Genomic DNA, 14,629 nt, shown 5'->3' on the forward strand with positions numbered 1-14,629 from the left:
GTCGGAAACACGTCGCTTCGATCTTCATGAGTCACATCTAAGCAAGCCCTGTGCCGAGTTTTCCAACCGGTCCGTGGCAACGAGAGGAGTCGCCAAATGGCTGGTGTATTGGATGCAGTCAACCAACGTACCCAACTGGTGGGCCAGAACCGTCTGGAACTGCTGCTGTTCCGCCTGGACGGCTCGCAGCTCTACGGCATCAACGTCTTCAAGGTGAAGGAGGTGCTGCAGTGCCCCAAACTCACCGTGATGCCGAAATCCAGTCCGGTGGTACGGGGCGTGGCCAGCATTCGTGGCGGCACCTTTCCCATCATCGACCTGGCGATGGCCACCGGTCGTCGTGGGCTGGAAGACATCAACAACTGCTTCGTGATCATCACCGAGTACAACACCAAGGTGCAGGGCTTCCTGGTGCGCTCGGTGGAGCGAATCGTCAACATGAACTGGGAAGGCATCAATCCGCCGCCCAAGGGTACCGGTCGTGACCACTACCTGACCGCCGTCACCCGGGTCGACAACCAGCTCGTCGAGATCATCGACGTGGAAAAGATCCTCTCCGAAGTCGCACCGTCGGTCGAAACCGTGTCGGCCGGCGTCATCAGCGAAGTGGTACAGGCCAAGGCCGTCACCAAGCGCGTCCTGATCGTCGACGACTCCTCGGTGGCCCGCAAGCAGGTGAGCCGCTGCCTGGAAACCGTCGGGGTAGAGGTCATCTCCCTCAACGACGGTCGCCAGGCCCTGAATTTCCTCCAGGCGATGGTGGCGGAAGGCAAGCGTCCGGAAGAGGAATTGCTGATGATCATTTCCGACATCGAGATGCCGGAAATGGATGGCTACACCCTGACGGCGGAAATCCGTCATGATTCGCGGATGCAGAAAGTGCATATACTGCTGCATACCTCCTTGTCCGGCGTCTTCAACCAGGCGATGGTCAAGAAGGTCGGTGCGGACGACTTCCTGGCCAAGTTCCGTCCCGATGATCTTGCCTCCCGGGTAGCCGAGCGCATCAATGCGGTCGACAGTCACTAGGTGAAGGCGTCTCTATCCCGGTATCCAGAAGGCGGAGCGGCAGTGTCAGCAGTCAACGCGGATTTTGTGCTTTTTCGTGATTTCCTCGAGAAATCCAGCGGGATCCTGCTCGGTGACAACAAGCAGTACCTCGTCTCCAGTCGGCTCAACAAGCTGATGGAGACCGAGGGGATCAAGACGTTGTCGGAGTTGGTGCAGCGCATCCAGATGCAGCCCCGTGGCGGTCTGCGGGAAAAGGTCATCGATGCGATGACGACCAATGAAACCCTCTGGTTTCGCGACACCTATCCCTTCGAGGTGCTGAAGAACCGTCTCTTGCCGGAGTTGACCAAGAACACCTTCGGCCAGCGCCTGCGGGTCTGGTCGGCGGCCTGCTCCTCGGGTCAGGAACCCTATTCGCTGTCCATGACCATGGACGAATTCGAGCGCAGCGCGGCGGGGCAGGGGCGTGGCGGCATGCAGATCGTGGCGACCGACCTCTCCGGCGCCATTCTCACCGCGGCCAAGTCCGGTGAGTACGATTCGCTGGCGATCGGCCGGGGACTGTCTCCGGAGCGCCTGCAGCGCTACTTCGATGTGCAGCAGCCGGGGCGCTGGGCGGTCAAGCCGGCGATCCGCAGCCGTATCGAATTCCGTGCGCTGAATCTGCTGGACAGCTACGCCAGCCTTGGCAAGTTCGACATGGTGTTCTGCCGCAACGTGCTGATCTACTTCTCCGCCGAGGTGAAGAAGGACATCCTCACGCGCATCCATGGCACCCTCAAGCCGGGCGGCTATCTGTTCCTGGGCGCCTCCGAGGCCCTCAACGGCCTGCCGGATCTCTACCAGATGGTGCAGTGCAATCCGGGCATCATCTACAAGGCCAAGTAGGCCGGTGGATGGACACCCAAAGGGCAGACCCAGGTCTGCCCTTTCTTTTGCGCCAAAGTTTTGCCGCACCCGATCGCCGGGCCGGCAAAGACGGCGGAAAAACCTTGCCGCTTGCCGTCGTTCTGACTGCCGCGTCGCGCTAACCCCTTGATTTAGATGGATGCTGGAGACTGGCACGGGCCTTGCTAGATCGCTTGCAAGCCACGTCAAAGGTCTCTCGACATGAGCATCAGTTTCGACAAAGCACTCGGGTTGCACGAGCAGGCGCTGAACTTCCGTTCGCAGCGCGCCGAGGTACTGGGCAACAACATCGCCAATGCCGATACCCCGGGCTACAAGGCGCGGGATCTGGATTTCAGCGCCGTGATGGCAGAGCAGGCGGCCAAGAGCGCTCCGGGCGCTGCCGGCCACTATCAGCTGGAAACCACCAACAGCCGCCATATCGCCGCTGAAGGCTTCGATATGAGCATGGGTGACTCGGCGTTGAAATATCGCATCCCCACTCAGCCCTCGGTGGACCAGAACACTGTGGATGCGCAGGTCGAGCAGGCCAACTACGCCGAAAACGCGATGAATTTCCAGGCCAGCTTCACCCTGCTCAATAGCAAGTTCAAGGGGCTGATGTCGGCCCTGCGCGGAGAGTAGCCATGTCCCTGAGTTCGCTGTTCAACATCGCCGGTAGCGGGATGAGCGCCCAGAACGTTCGCCTCAACACCGTGGCCAGCAACATGGCCAACGCCGATTCCGTGTCTTCCAGCGTCGACCAGACCTACAAGGCGCGGCATCCGGTGTTCGCCGCCCAGCTCAACGACGCCCAGGGCGGCGCCTCGCTGTTCGACGACCAGGGCCAGGCCGGGGTCGGGGTGGAGGTGAAGGGCATCGTCGAGGATCAGAGCGAGGTGCAGAAGCGCTATGAACCCAACCATCCCATGGCGGACAAGGACGGCTACGTCTACTACCCCAATGTGAACGTGGTGGAGGAGATGGCCGACATGATTTCGGCCAGTCGCGCCTTCCAGACCAATGCGGAAATGATGAATACCGCCAAACAGATGATGCAGAAGGTACTGACCCTCGGTCAGTAAGGAACCGGCGCCATGGCCATAAGCACGACCAATTCAACCGCTCAATCGGTGCTCGACAAGTACTCCGTCAACAAGACGGACGCTACCTCCGAGACCGCTAGCAGCGATGGCAAGAAAGGCGGCAAGCTCGGCAAGGACGAGTTCCTCAAGCTGATGGTTGCCCAGATGAACAACCAGAATCCGCTGGAGCCCCAGGGCAACGGCGAATTCATCGCGCAGCTGGCGCAGTTCAGTACCGTCGAGGGCATCACCAACCTCAACACCAGCGTCAGCTCGATCCTCTCCGGCAGCCAGTCTTCCCAGGCGCTGCAGGCGTCCACCCTGGTGGGCCGCAAGGTGATCGTCGATACCGACAAGGTCAAGGTGGATACCAGTGCGGACTTCAAGGGTGCGCTCAATCTGACCGCGTCCAGTCCGAACGTCTGGGTCAACGTCTATAACGACGCGGGCAGTCAGGTGAATCGTCTGAACCTGGGGCAGCAGTCCAGTGGCCTGGTGAATTTCACCTGGGATGGCACCGACGCCAGCGGCAAGAAGCTGGATGCCGGCACCTACCGCTTCGAGGCCCAGGCGAACGTGAACGACACCACCACGGCCATGAAGACCAGTCTGCCAGCCAACGTCGACAGTGTGACGCTCGGGCAGAACGGCGGCGAAATGACACTCAACCTTGCCGGCGTCGGCAGCATCGGCATCTCCAAAGTCCAGGCGGTCGGCCAGTAAGGCGCGGCACACGAGAGGAATCCAGCATGTCTTTCAATATCGGTTTGAGCGGCATCAAGGCCGCGTCCAGTGACCTCAACATCACCGGCAACAACATCGCCAACGCCAGTACCGTCGGCTTCAAGCAGTCGCGGGCGGAGTTCCAGGACCTCTATGCCGCCTCGGTTCTGGGCACCGGCAAGAATGCCCAGGGCAGCGGCGTGCTGCTCGGCAATGTCGGCCAGCTGTTCAACCAGGGCACCATCGATTCCACGCAGAACGCGCTGGACATGGGCATCAACGGCAACGGCTTCTTCGTCACCAGCAACAATGGCGCTATCCAGTACACCCGTGCCGGTTACTTCGGGACCGACAAGCAAGGCTTCATCGTCGACAACAACGGCTACAAGCTGCAGGGCTATACCACCAACGACCAGGGTCTGCTGCAGCCGGGCGTGCGCAGCGACCTGCGCATCGAGACCGCCAGCCAGGCGCCCAAGGCGTCCAGCTCGATCAAGCAGACGGTGAACCTGAACTCGACCCAGACGACGCCGACCACGACGCCGTTCAACCCGTCCGATCCGACCAGCTACAACTCCTCGACCTCGGTGAACATCTATGACAGCCAGGGCAACGCCCACGTCCTGTCGCAGTATTTCGTCAAGGGCGCGAACAACTCCTGGACCATGAACGTGCTGATCGACGGTCGCAATCCGGGCGACCCCACCAAGGAAGATGCGACCACCAAGGTCGCCACGCCCTACAGCGTGACCCTGCCGTTCACCAGCAGTGGTGCGCTCGACGGTGCCAATGTGGCCTCGACCGATCTCAAGCAGGTCAACAACGCCAGCACCAATACCTTCGAGGGCGTGCTCAAGCTGGACAACTGGGTCCCGGCCATTTCCAACGGTGGTACCCCGGCGACCTGGGCCTCCAACGGCGCCGTGGCCAACCCGGCCGGCATTACCCTGGACATGCGTGGCTCGACCCAGTACAGCAGTGCCTTTGCCGTGACCAGCGTCAACCAGGACGGCTACACCACCGGCCAGTTGTCCGGCCTGGAGATCGACGATACCGGCCAGATCTTCGCGCGCTACACCAACGGTCAGTCCAAGGTGCAGGGCCAGGTCGTGCTGGCGAACTTCGCCAACGTCCAGGGCCTGACCCCCATGGGCAAGACCTCCTGGACCGAGTCTTCGGAGTCGGGTCAGCCGGTGGTCGGCACGCCGCGCTCCGGAACCCTGGGAGCCCTACAGTCCGGGGCGCTTGAGGCGTCCAACGTGGACATCTCCACCGAGCTGGTCGACATGATCGTGGCGCAGCGCAACTACCAGGCGAACGCCAAGACCATCGAGACCGAGAACGCCATCACCCAGACCATCATCAACCTGCGTTGATGTCGTTTCTCTGACGGCTTGCCGCTCAGACGTCAGGAAAAGCCTCCCTCGGGAGGCTTTTCTATTCTCAAGTCATTGATTCATATGTGTTTAAGTTTTCTGGAACGGGCCTTGCTATAGAACCTCCGAACGCAAGCTTGGCGGCAATCTGCCGCCGTCGGAGGATCAGATGGACAAGCTGCTGTACGTCGCCATGACCGGCGCCAGCCAGAACGAAATGGCTCAGCGCGCCCATGCCAACAACCTGGCCAACGTCTCGACCTCGGGATTCCGCAAGGATCTCGAACAGGCGCGCTCGATGCAGGTGTTCGGCGAAACCATGCCGTCGCGCGTCTATTCCATGAGCGAGCGGCCGGCGACCGACTTCACTCCCGGTGCGCTGCAGGAAACCGGGCGTGACCTGGACGTGGCCATCCAGGGGCCGGGCTTCGTCGCGGTCCAGGATCCCTCCGGCAAGGAGGCCTATGTGCGCACCTCCAGCCTGCAGATCGATCCCCTCGGCATGCTGCGGACCGGCAGCGGCTTGCCGGTGCTCGGCAATGGCGGACCCATCGCCGTGCCGCCCGCTTCCAAGGTGGAAATCGGTCAGGACGGCAGCATCACGGTGCGCGGCTCCGGTCAGGCGGCCAACGCCCTGGCCCAGGTCGATCGCATCAAGCTGGTCAATCCCGACACCAAGCAGATGGAAAAGGGGCTCGACGGCCTGCTGCACATGAAGCAGGGCCAGGCCGCGCCGCCCATGGACGCCAACGTGTCCCTGGTGTCCGGCTTCGTCGAGTCGAGCAACGTCAATGCGGCGGAGGAGATGACCTCGATCCTGTCGCTGTCCCGCCAGTTCGAGCTGCAGGTGAAGATGATGCGCAGCGCCGAAGACAACGACGCGGCGCTGGCAAAGGTTTTGCAATTCTCCTGATCAAGGCTAGCGCCGACGTAAAACCGGCACTTCGAGGAATACCATCATGATGTCGTCACTGTGGGTCGCCAAGACTGGTCTGTCCGCCCAGGACATGAACCTCACCACCATTTCCAACAACCTGGCCAACGTGTCCACCACGGGCTTCAAGCGCGATCGCGCCGAATTCCAGGACCTGCTGTACCAGATCCGTCGCCAGCCGGGTGCCCAGTCCACCCAGGACAACCAGCTGCCCTCCGGCCTGCAACTGGGTACCGGTGTGCGCATCGTCGGCACCCAGAAGAACTTCACCGAGGGTTCGCTGCAGACCACCGACCAGCCGCTGGACATGGCCATCAACGGCGACGGCTTCTTTCAGGTGACCATGCCTGACGGGACCATCAACTACACCCGTGACGGTACCTTCCACCTGAATGCCGATGGCCAACTGGTCACCGCCAACGGCTTCGCCCTGCAGCCCGCCATCGTGCTGCCGGCCGATACCAAGACCTTCACCGTCGGCGAAGACGGCACCGTGTCGGTCACCACCGCCGGGCAGGCAGCGCCCCAGGTCATCGGCAATCTGCAGATCGCCCAGTTCGTCAACCCGGGCGGTCTCCAGGCCGTGGGCCAGAACCTGTTCAGCGAGACGGCGTCCAGCGGCGCCCCCCAGGTCGGTACCCCGGGCCTCAACGGTCTTGGCACCGTGCTGCAGAGCACCCTGGAAAACTCCAACGTGAGCACCGTCGAGGAGCTGGTGAACATGATCACCACCCAGCGCGCCTACGAGATGAATTCCAAGGTCATCAAAGCGGCCGACGACATGCTCGGCTTCGTCAGTCAACAGCTCTAATCCCCTGTGAGGAAGCGCTCCATGAAACCTCTGTTCGCCGTCGCCCCGCTCCTGGGAGCGCTCGTACTCGCAGGATGCGTAGCCCCGGCCGCCAAGCCGGACGATCCCTACTACGCCCCGGTGCTGCCGCGCACGCCGGTGCCGGCGGCGCAGAACAACGGCGCCATCTTCCAGTCGGGGTTCGAGCAGAATCTCTATACCGACCGCAAGGCCTTCCGCATCGGCGACATCATCACCGTCACCCTGCAGGAGAAGACCCAGGCCAGCAAGAACGCCAGTTCCGACGTCGCCAAGAACAGCAAGGCGACCCTGGGGCTGACCTCGCTGTTCGGCGCCAAGCCGAAGATCCCCAATCCCCTGGCCGATGGCGACCTGAGCCTGGACGCCGGCTTCTCCGGCAACCGCTCCAACACCGGCAAGTCCACGGCGGCCCAGGGCAACAGCCTGTCCGGCTCGCTGACCGTGACCATCGCCGAGGTGCTGCCGAACGGCATCCTGGTGGTCCGCGGCGAGAAGTGGCTGACGCTCAACACCGGCAACGAACTCATGCGCATTCAGGGCATGGTCCGCGCCGACGACATCGCCACCGACAACACCGTGTCGTCCACCCGCGTGGCCGATGCCCGTATCACCTATTCGGGCACCGGCGCCTTCGCCGATGCCAGTCAGCCGGGCTGGCTGAGCCAGTTCTTCGGCAGCCCGCTGATGCCCTTCTGAGGATGAGCGCCATGTTCAAGACCCTCATCGCCGCTGCCGCCCTGGCCCTGGTCATGCCCCTGGCCCAGGCGGATCGGCTCAAGGACATCGCCAGCATCCAGGGCGTGCGGACCAACCAGCTGATCGGCTACGGCCTGGTGGTGGGGCTGCCCGGTACCGGCGACCAGACCACCCAGACGCCCTTCACCGTGCAGACCTTCAACAACATGCTGGCCCAGTTCGGCATCAAGGTGCCGCCGGGTACCACGGCGCAGCTGAAGAACGTCGCGGCGGTGTCCATCCATGCCGATCTGCCGGCCTTTTCCAAGCCTGGCCAGACCATCGACATCACGGTGTCCTCCATCGGCAACTCCAAGAGCCTGAGAGGCGGCAGTCTGCTGCTCTCACCGCTCAAGGGTATCGATGGCCAGATCTACGCCATCGCCCAGGGCAACCTGGTGGTCGGGGGTTTTGACGCCGAAGGCCGTGACGGCTCGAAGATTACCGTCAACGTTCCGTCATCCGGCCGCATTCCCAATGGCGCCACCGTCGAGCGACCGGTGCCGAGCGGCTTCGACCAGGGCAACAGCATCACGCTGGACCTCAATCGCAGCGACTTCACCACTGCCAAGCGCATCGTCGACAAGATCAACGAGACACTTGGCGCGGGTGTTGCATCTGCTGTTGATGCCGGATCGATTCGTGTCACGGCGCCGGTGGATCCTGGCCAGCGCGTCGACTACATCTCGATCCTGGAGAACATGGAAGTGGATCCGGGGCAGGCGGTGGCCAAGGTCATCGTCAACTCCCGCACCGGGACCATCGTCATCGGCCAGAACGTCAAGGTCTCGCCGGCGGCGGTGACCCAGGGCAGCCTGACCGTGACCATCAGCGAGGACCCTCAGGTGAGCCAGCCCAATCCCTTGTCGGGTGGGCAGACGGTGGTGACCCCCCAGTCGACCGTCAAGGCCAAGCAGGAGGCCAAGCCGATGTTCAAGTTCGGTCCGGGTACCACGTTGGACGAGATCGTGAGAGCGGTGAATCAGGTGGGCGCGGCGCCCAGCGACCTGGTCGCCATTCTCGAAGCGTTGAAACAGGCCGGCGCCTTGCAGGCCGATCTGATCGTTATCTAAGGAGAACGGGCGATGGAATCTCGTCTGGGTGGCAACTACGGCAACGTCAAGGATTCGGGGGCCTTCACCGACCTGAATCGGTTGGCCCAGATGAAGGGTAAGGATCGCGACAGCTCGGAAAACGTCAAGAAGGTCGCCGGCGAATTCGAGTCGCTGTTCCTGAGCCAGATGCTAAAGTCCATGCGCAGCGCCAACCAGGCGCTGGCGGACAAGGACAGCCCCTTTTCCAGCGAGACCACCAAGCAGTACCAGGACATGTACGACCAGCAGCTGGCCGTCTCCCTGTCCCGGGATGGCGGCGGTATCGGCCTGGCCAACGTGCTCGAGCGTCAGCTGAGCAAGACCGCCCAGCCGTCGGCGCGCCCCAATCCCTTTGCCCAGGTCGGCCAGGCTGCGCCCACCGAAGGCCAGTTGGCGGCTGGCCGCAATGCCAAGCTCAACGATGTGGCGAGCCACGGCCTCAAGCCGACCAATGCGGTGGCGTCCGGGCGTGACGATTCCAGCGCGCTCAATTCGCGTCGGCTGGCGCTGCCCGGGCGATTGGCCGAGCGTACCGCCGCCAATATTTCCGGCGCGGCGGAGCAGGGTGCTGCGCTCAAGCAGAGCTTCCAGGAAGTGGCTGCCGCCCAAAGCGCCTGGCGCCAGCAGGCCACGCAACCCGGCAGCAAGCCGGCTGCCTCGACCGAGGCCGTCGCCAGCGTGGACAGCGCCGCCGCTGCCACCGGCAAGACCCGTTTCCGTACCCGTCAGGAATTCGTCGACACCATGATGCCCATGGCCGAAGCCGCGGCGAAGCGCCTGGGCGTGGACCCCAAGTACCTGGTCGCCCAGGCGGCGCTGGAAACCGGCTGGGGCAAGCACATGGTCAAGCAGGCCGATGGCAGCAACAGTAACAACCTGTTCGGCATCAAGTCCCACGGCTGGGACGGCGGCAGCGCCCCGGCGGTGACCCAGGAATTCGTCAATGGCAAGGCGGTGACCGAGACCGCCAAGTTTCGCACCTACGATTCCTTCGCCGACAGCTTCCACGACTATGTGAACTTCCTGCAGAGCAACGACCGCTACGACAAGGCGCTGTCCACCAACGGCAACTCCGAGCGCTTCATGCAGGGCCTGCAGCAGGCCGGCTACGCCACCGATCCGCAATACGCACGCAAGGTGATCCAGATCGCCCGCAACATGAACACCTATCAGACGGTCGCCTCCCTGGGCACCAGTCCGTCCCGCGGTTGAGGTGAGCCATGGCTGATCTACTTTCCATTGGTCTGTCGGGCCTGCGCACCACGCAGAACGCCCTGACCACCACCGGCCACAACATCGCCAACGTCAACACGCCCGGCTATTCGCGGCAGGAGACCATCCAGCAGACCAACATCGCCCAGTTCAATGGCTCGGGTTATGTCGGTTCCGGCTCCCAGACGGTGGATGTACGCCGCCTCGCCAGCGATTTCCTCACCAGCCAGGTGCGCTCGGCCAACAGCCAGAACAGCGAACTGCAGACCTTCAAGAGCCAGATCTCCCAGCTCGACGGCCTGCTGTCCGACAGCACGACGGGTATCACCCCGGCCATGCAGAAGTTCTTCGCCACCCTGCAGACCGCTGCCCAGGATCCGTCGTCGATCCCGGCGCGGGAGGCCGTGCTGGCTCAGGCCCAGGGCATGGCTAAGTCGTTCAACACCCTGTACGACCAGGTCGACAAGCAGAACGGCCAGATCAACGACCAGCTGTCGGCGCTGACCAATCAGGTCAATGCGCTGGCCAAGAGCGTCGGCAGTCTCAACGACGCCATTGCCCGTTCCAAGGCCGCCGGCGGTTCGCCCAACGATCTCATCGATTCCCGTGAACAGGCGATCAAGCAGCTGTCCGGCATGGTCGGGCTGCAGGTAGTGGAACAGGACGACGGCGCGCTGAACCTCTTTGTTGGCACCGGCCAGCCGCTGGTGGTGGGCAATACCGTGTCCAGCATGACGGCCAAGCCCGGCACCGACGATCCCTCGCGCTTCCAGATCGTCCTGACCTCCGGCTCGACCGAGCAGAATGTCACCAGCCAGCTGAGCGGCGGCGAGATGGGCGGCCTGCTGTCCTATCGCGACACGGCGCTGGACCACGCCTACAACAGCCTGGGGCAGTTGTCGCTGACCCTGGCGGACACCGTCAACAAGCAGCTGGGACAGGGCCTGGACCTGTCCGGCAATGCCGGCTCGGCGCTGTTCGGCGACATCAACGACACCCAGAGCATCGGTCTGCGGGTGATGGGGCGGGCCACCAATACCGGCTCGGCCAGCGCGACCCTGAGTATCACCGATACCAGCAAGCTCTCGCCCAGCGACTACCGTCTCGACTACAACGGCACCGGCTTCACGGCGCGGCGGGCGAGTGACAACGCGGCGCTCACGGTCAACCAGAGCGGTACCGATCCGGTCACCCTGACCCTTACGGATGCCAATGGCAACGATCAGGGCTTCAAGGTGCAATTCAGTGCTGCCGAGCTCGCCAAGGCCCAGGCCGGCGATGTCTTCAGCCTGCAGCCGACGCGTCGCGGTGCTTCCCAGCTCAAGGTGGATCTGGCCCAGGCCGATCAACTGGGCTTCGCCGGTACCGCCAAGACCGCGGCCACGACCAACAACCGCGGTACGGGGGCCATCACCCAGCCGGCGCTGACCAGCACGGTGTCGCCGGTCAACACCGCCGACTTCGGGCGGCTGTTCGGAGCCACTGGGCTGAAGCTGAGCTTCAACAGCACTACCAGCCAGTTGGATGGCACCCTGCCGAGCGGCGCGACGCTCAGCTACGTGTCGCCTTCAACGACCGGTCTTACCAGTGGCCAGACCAACGCTGTTCGCCTCACGTATACCGACCCGACCACCAACAACAGCTACACCTACGATTTCAATATCAGCGGCGTTCCCCAGGCCGGTGACAGCTTCACCCTTGGGACCAACACGGGCGCGGTCTCGGACAACCGTAACGCGCTGAACCTGGTGGCCTTGCAGACCAAGCCCACCATGGGCGGCTATGGCAATACCGGCACCACCTACAACAACGCCTACGGCGGCCTGGTGGAGCGGGTCGGTACCCTGACCGCCCAGGTGCGGGTGGATTCGGCCGCCAGCGAAACCGTGCTCAAGCAGTCCCAGGACAACCGTGACTCCCTGTCGGCCGTCAACCTCGACGAGGAAGCCGCCAAACTCGTCCAGTTCCAGCAGTACTACGGTGCCTCGGCGCAGGTCATCAAGATCGCCCAGTCGCTGTTCGATACCCTGCTCGGCGCCTTCAGATAAGGAAACCGCCCATGCGCATCTCAACCGTCCAGGCATTCAACAACGGCATCAGCGGCCTGCAGAACAACTACGGCAGCGTCACCCGTACTCAGGAAGAGATCAGCACGGGCAAGAAGATCCTGACCCCGGCGGACGATCCGGTGGCCTCGGTCAAGCTGTTGCAGATCAGCCAGGAAGAGGCGCTCAACGGTCAGTACAACACCGGCATGACCGCCGCCAAGAACAGCCTCAACACCGAGGAGTCCATGCTGACCTCGGTGGAAACCGTGCTGACGCGCATCCGCGAGATCGCCGTCCAGGCCGGCAACGGTGCCTTGGATCCAACCGATCGCGCGTCCCTGGCCAAGGAGGTCGGTCAGCGCGAAGACGAGCTGATGAACCTGATGAACAGCAAGGATGCCAGCGGCAAGTACCTGTTCTCCGGCTCCATGGGCGATACCCAGCCCTATGTGCGCAACGCCGATGGCACCTACAGCTACAACGGTGATGAAGGCCAGCGCAGCGTACAGATCGCCAGCTCGACCTTCGTGCCCATCAGCGACAGCGGCAAGGACGCCTTCGAGAACAACTTCAACGCCAATCGGGTGGATACCACGCCGGTGGCTGGCAACACGGGTACCGGGCGGATCTCGCTCGGCTTGGTGGATGACAAGAAAGCCTACGATTCCACTTTTCCCGCCAGCAACCCACCGGCCGCTACCGATGGCGTCGGCATCCATTTCCTCGATGACAAGAAGTACGTCATCTACGACCTGTCCAAAGCGCCTACCGCTGCCGAATGGGCGGCCTACGACCCGGCCAATCCGCCGGCTGGCCAGCTCAAGGCAGATAGCCTCAACAGCACCCAGGAAGCCAGCAAGTTCATCAACTACGGCGGGGTGAAGGTGCAGATGGACGGTGCTCCCGCTGCCGGCGATGAGTTCAAGATCACCCGCGATACCTCCAACGAGAAGCGCAGCCTGCTCAACGTGGTATCCGATCTGCGCAAGGCCCTGGAGAGCGGCGATGGCAGCACCGAGGGTGTGTACAAGATGCGCGACAACGCTGCAGTAGCCCTGAGCAACCTCGATACGGCCTATACCCAGGTCGATGGCATCCGCGGCAAGGTCGGTGCACGTCTCAACGTCATCGACTCCACCAGCGACTTCATCGCCGACGTCAGCCTGGTCAACAAGTCGGTGCAGTCGGATCTCCAGGATCTGGACTATGCTGAGGCTTTGTCACGCTACGCGCTGCAGAACACCGTACTGCAGGCGACCCAGCAGAGTTTCGTGAAGGTGTCGCAGTTGAGTCTGTTCAATTATCTGTCATAGCTGTAGAAGGTTGTTTTATTATTATGGGGTTCGATTAATGACGAAAGTGGCCATCGTCCAGTCCAATTACATTCCTTGGCGCGGCTATTTTGATCTGATCCGAAGTGCTGATGTATTTGTGCTGTATGATGATGTCCAGTTTACTCGACGGGATTGGCGTAACCGCAATCTGATCAGGACTGCACAGGGGCTGCATTGGTTAAGTATTCCAGTGAAGAACCGTGGTCGCTTTACCCAGAGAATCCAAGATGTAGAGGTTAGTGACCGCGACTGGTCCGCAAAGCACTGGCAGACCATAAGCACTAGCTATCGCAAAGCTGCGGGCTTTGCGGCTATGGCAAATCGCCTAGAAGAGCTCTATGCCCAGTGCCAGCCTCTGGAGCGACTCTCCGATGTCAACCAGCTTTTGCTCAGCGGCATATGTCGTTTGCTCGGTATCCCTACGCCACTGATCTTTTCATCGAGTTTTCCAAGCGTGTCCGGCCGTACCGAGAATCTCGTCAACCTCTGCGTAGCTTTGAAAGCCAATACCTACATTTCGGGCCCCGCTGCCAAGGTTTATTTGCAGCACGACCTCTTTGAAAGGCGAAACATAGGCGTCGAGTATTTTGATTATGCTGGCTATCCAGCATACGCACAGTTGCACGGTGGGTTCGAATCGGCCGTCAGTATCTTGGACCTGCTGCTCAATACTGGAGAAACCGCTGCCGCTTATTTGCAAAAGGAGCTCGCATGACTGAGGTTCTGCAGGCTCTCGAGGGGGCGACGGAAAGATATTATTCGAGGAAGATCAGTGAGTTCGGTGCCACTCCCCGAGGGGTGGACTGGAATGGTCACGAGTCGCAGCAGATCAGGTTCCATCAGTTGGCCAAGATCATTGGCGAAGCCGGGCAGGAGCCGATATCGCTAAATGACCTGGGCTGCGGCTATGGAGCCTACTACGATTATTTGAACACATTGAGCATCCCGCTGAGCTACCGGGGTACCGATCTCTCAGCGGGCATGATCGCAGCAGCGCGGAACGCTCATCCCGGAGCCGGTAATGCCCAGTTCGAGGTCAAGCGCACCTGTGCAGGGCCTGCCCACTACTCGGTGGCCAGCGGAGTGTTCAACGTCCGTCAGACGGCATCCGTAACCGATTGGCATGCCTATGTACTGTCCATGTTGGAGGAGCTTGACAGCAACAGTAGTCGGGGATTCGCCTTCAATTGCCTCAGCATCTATTCCGACCTTGACCGTCAGCGCGCCGATCTCTATTACGGTGACCCGCTGTTTTTCTTCGATCATTGCAAGAGGCATTTTGCGAAAAATGTCGCGCTGCTTCATGATTATGATTTATACGAATTTACGGTGCTCGTAAGGAAGTCGTGAGAAGGGG

At 61.9% G+C, this 14,629-nt stretch carries 15 protein-coding genes; all 15 read left to right on the forward strand.

Annotation, left to right across the window (positions count from 1 at the left end; translation table 11 throughout):
* Positions 1-96 precede the first annotated feature (96 nt).
* The 15 genes from PVZ72_RS05980 to PVZ72_RS06050 all read left to right on the forward strand — a co-directional run bounded on the left by PVZ72_RS05980 (position 97) and on the right by PVZ72_RS06050 (position 14,622).
* Positions 97-1,029, forward strand: coding sequence for a chemotaxis protein CheV (locus tag PVZ72_RS05980; RefSeq protein WP_044340938.1), 933 nt, complete (start codon positions 97-99; stop codon positions 1,027-1,029).
* Positions 1,030-1,071: 42 nt separating this feature from the next.
* A complete protein-coding gene (gene cheR, locus PVZ72_RS05985) occupies positions 1,072-1,899 on the forward strand; it encodes a protein-glutamate O-methyltransferase CheR (RefSeq protein ID WP_027601640.1) in 828 nt (275 codons plus the stop codon).
* A 222-nt stretch (positions 1,900-2,121) separates the two neighbouring features.
* On the forward strand, positions 2,122-2,544 hold the full coding sequence (gene flgB / locus PVZ72_RS05990) for a flagellar basal body rod protein FlgB (RefSeq protein WP_187979932.1): 423 nt from the start codon (positions 2,122-2,124) through the stop codon (positions 2,542-2,544).
* A gap of 2 nt (positions 2,545-2,546) precedes the next feature.
* Positions 2,547-2,984, forward strand: a complete 438-nt coding sequence (gene flgC / locus PVZ72_RS05995) for a flagellar basal body rod protein FlgC (protein WP_027601641.1) — start codon at positions 2,547-2,549, stop codon at positions 2,982-2,984.
* Between the two features lie 12 nt (positions 2,985-2,996).
* Entirely contained in the window at positions 2,997-3,707 is a 711-nt protein-coding gene (locus PVZ72_RS06000) for a flagellar hook assembly protein FlgD (protein ID WP_160923428.1), read from the forward strand.
* Positions 3,708-3,733: 26 nt separating this feature from the next.
* A complete protein-coding gene (flgE, locus tag PVZ72_RS06005) occupies positions 3,734-5,083 on the forward strand; it encodes a flagellar hook protein FlgE (protein ID WP_273861435.1) in 1,350 nt (449 codons plus the stop codon).
* Between the two features lie 169 nt (positions 5,084-5,252).
* Positions 5,253-5,996: a flagellar basal body rod protein FlgF gene (locus PVZ72_RS06010; RefSeq protein WP_007160441.1), complete on the forward strand. Its 744-nt coding sequence runs from the start codon at positions 5,253-5,255 to the stop codon at positions 5,994-5,996.
* Positions 5,997-6,042: 46 nt separating this feature from the next.
* Complete coding sequence (gene flgG / locus PVZ72_RS06015) at positions 6,043-6,828, forward strand: flagellar basal-body rod protein FlgG (RefSeq protein WP_027598031.1); 786 nt, start codon at positions 6,043-6,045, stop codon at positions 6,826-6,828.
* Between the two features lie 21 nt (positions 6,829-6,849).
* Positions 6,850-7,545, forward strand: a complete 696-nt coding sequence (flgH, locus tag PVZ72_RS06020; RefSeq protein ID WP_133862455.1) for a flagellar basal body L-ring protein FlgH — start codon at positions 6,850-6,852, stop codon at positions 7,543-7,545.
* An 11-nt stretch (positions 7,546-7,556) separates the two neighbouring features.
* Complete coding sequence (locus PVZ72_RS06025) at positions 7,557-8,657, forward strand: flagellar basal body P-ring protein FlgI (protein ID WP_133862454.1); 1,101 nt, start codon at positions 7,557-7,559, stop codon at positions 8,655-8,657.
* 12 nt (positions 8,658-8,669) lie between these two features.
* Positions 8,670-9,890 carry a flagellar assembly peptidoglycan hydrolase FlgJ gene (gene flgJ / locus PVZ72_RS06030; RefSeq protein WP_273861436.1) on the forward strand — a complete coding sequence of 407 codons (1,221 nt, stop codon included), beginning with the start codon at positions 8,670-8,672 and terminating at the stop codon, positions 9,888-9,890.
* Positions 9,891-9,898: 8 nt separating this feature from the next.
* Complete coding sequence (gene flgK, locus PVZ72_RS06035; RefSeq protein ID WP_273861437.1) at positions 9,899-11,938, forward strand: flagellar hook-associated protein FlgK; 2,040 nt, start codon at positions 9,899-9,901, stop codon at positions 11,936-11,938.
* Positions 11,939-11,949: 11 nt separating this feature from the next.
* On the forward strand, positions 11,950-13,251 hold the full coding sequence (gene flgL, locus PVZ72_RS06040; RefSeq protein ID WP_273861438.1) for a flagellar hook-associated protein FlgL: 1,302 nt from the start codon (positions 11,950-11,952) through the stop codon (positions 13,249-13,251).
* Between the two features lie 37 nt (positions 13,252-13,288).
* Positions 13,289-13,987, forward strand: a complete 699-nt coding sequence (locus PVZ72_RS06045) for a WbqC family protein (RefSeq protein ID WP_183629114.1) — start codon at positions 13,289-13,291, stop codon at positions 13,985-13,987.
* Positions 13,984-14,622: a methyltransferase domain-containing protein gene (locus PVZ72_RS06050; RefSeq protein ID WP_183629115.1), complete on the forward strand. Its 639-nt coding sequence runs from the start codon at positions 13,984-13,986 to the stop codon at positions 14,620-14,622. The genes PVZ72_RS06045 and PVZ72_RS06050 overlap by 4 nt, the downstream gene beginning before the upstream one ends.
* Positions 14,623-14,629 lie beyond the last annotated feature (7 nt).

The organism is Pseudomonas sp. LA5 (assembly GCF_028640825.1).
Classification (GTDB): domain Bacteria; phylum Pseudomonadota; class Gammaproteobacteria; order Pseudomonadales; family Pseudomonadaceae; genus Chryseomonas; species Chryseomonas aestiva.

Coding starts and splice junctions, on each gene's coding strand:
- PVZ72_RS05980 (WP_044340938.1), top strand. CDS start 97: ATGGCTGGTGTATTGGATGCAGTCAACCAACGTACCCAACTGGTGGGC.
- PVZ72_RS06050 (WP_183629115.1), top strand. CDS start 13,984: ATGACTGAGGTTCTGCAGGCTCTCGAGGGGGCGACGGAAAGATATTAT.
- flgH (WP_133862455.1), top strand. CDS start 6,850: ATGAAACCTCTGTTCGCCGTCGCCCCGCTCCTGGGAGCGCTCGTACTC.
- PVZ72_RS06000 (WP_160923428.1), top strand. CDS start 2,997: ATGGCCATAAGCACGACCAATTCAACCGCTCAATCGGTGCTCGACAAG.
- PVZ72_RS06010 (WP_007160441.1), top strand. CDS start 5,253: ATGGACAAGCTGCTGTACGTCGCCATGACCGGCGCCAGCCAGAACGAA.
- flgE (WP_273861435.1), top strand. CDS start 3,734: ATGTCTTTCAATATCGGTTTGAGCGGCATCAAGGCCGCGTCCAGTGAC.
- PVZ72_RS06045 (WP_183629114.1), top strand. CDS start 13,289: ATGACGAAAGTGGCCATCGTCCAGTCCAATTACATTCCTTGGCGCGGC.
- flgJ (WP_273861436.1), top strand. CDS start 8,670: ATGGAATCTCGTCTGGGTGGCAACTACGGCAACGTCAAGGATTCGGGG.
- flgL (WP_273861438.1), top strand. CDS start 11,950: ATGCGCATCTCAACCGTCCAGGCATTCAACAACGGCATCAGCGGCCTG.
- PVZ72_RS06025 (WP_133862454.1), top strand. CDS start 7,557: ATGTTCAAGACCCTCATCGCCGCTGCCGCCCTGGCCCTGGTCATGCCC.
- flgB (WP_187979932.1), top strand. CDS start 2,122: ATGAGCATCAGTTTCGACAAAGCACTCGGGTTGCACGAGCAGGCGCTG.
- flgK (WP_273861437.1), top strand. CDS start 9,899: ATGGCTGATCTACTTTCCATTGGTCTGTCGGGCCTGCGCACCACGCAG.
- flgC (WP_027601641.1), top strand. CDS start 2,547: ATGTCCCTGAGTTCGCTGTTCAACATCGCCGGTAGCGGGATGAGCGCC.
- flgG (WP_027598031.1), top strand. CDS start 6,043: ATGATGTCGTCACTGTGGGTCGCCAAGACTGGTCTGTCCGCCCAGGAC.